Here is a 677-nt window from a genome sequence, read left to right as displayed (position 1 = left end):
CCTCCCACGACTAAAGTCGGGGGATTCCTGCTTCATCAACCTCGTAACCTACTATCTCCACAGGCGTTAATTCGGGTAGTCCCTACCCTACTGTTTTTACTTATGCTATACCTAATATGCTCTTTCCTTCTTTTAATATATTTTTACTTGCATTTACATCTCTATCATGGACTGTCCTACATATTGGACATTCCCACTCCCTTACGTTTAAGTCTTTTACTTCTTCATTTTTATAACCACATACATTACATATTTGACTTGATGGATAAAACATATCTACTTTTACTATTGTTCTTCCATACCATAATGCTTTATATTCAAGCATGTTTACAAATTTTGACCATGCTACATCTGATATGGACTTTGATAGTTTGTTATTTCTTAACATATTCTTAACCTTTAAGTCCTCCAAAATTATAACTTGGTTTTCGTTTATAATTTTAGAGGACAACTTTTGCAAAAAATCTTTCCTTTGGTTTCTTATCTTCTCATGTATTTTGGCTACTTTCTTAGCTTGTTTCTTAAAGTTATTGCTACCTAATTGTTTTTTAGAAAGCTTCCTTTGTTCCTTAATAAGTCTTTTTTCTAACTTTATAAGATATTTAGGATTGGATATTTTATTACCTTCACTATCTATCAGAAAATGCTTTACTCCTAAATCTATACCTATTACTTTG

Annotated in this window: 1 protein-coding gene; it reads right to left on the bottom strand. The window is 31.5% G+C overall.

The window, feature by feature from the left end:
- Window positions 1-100: 100 nt before the first annotated feature.
- Window positions 101-677: RNA-guided endonuclease TnpB family protein (locus CAAU_RS12515; protein WP_040306714.1), on the bottom strand; the 577-nt coding region annotated here is incomplete at its 5' end.

Source organism: Caloramator australicus RC3 (assembly GCF_000297115.1).
GTDB lineage: Bacteria > Bacillota > Clostridia > Clostridiales > Caloramatoraceae > Caloramator > Caloramator australicus.
The sequence above is the reverse complement of the archived record's forward strand: the minus strand, read 5'-3'. Positions and strand labels throughout refer to the sequence as shown.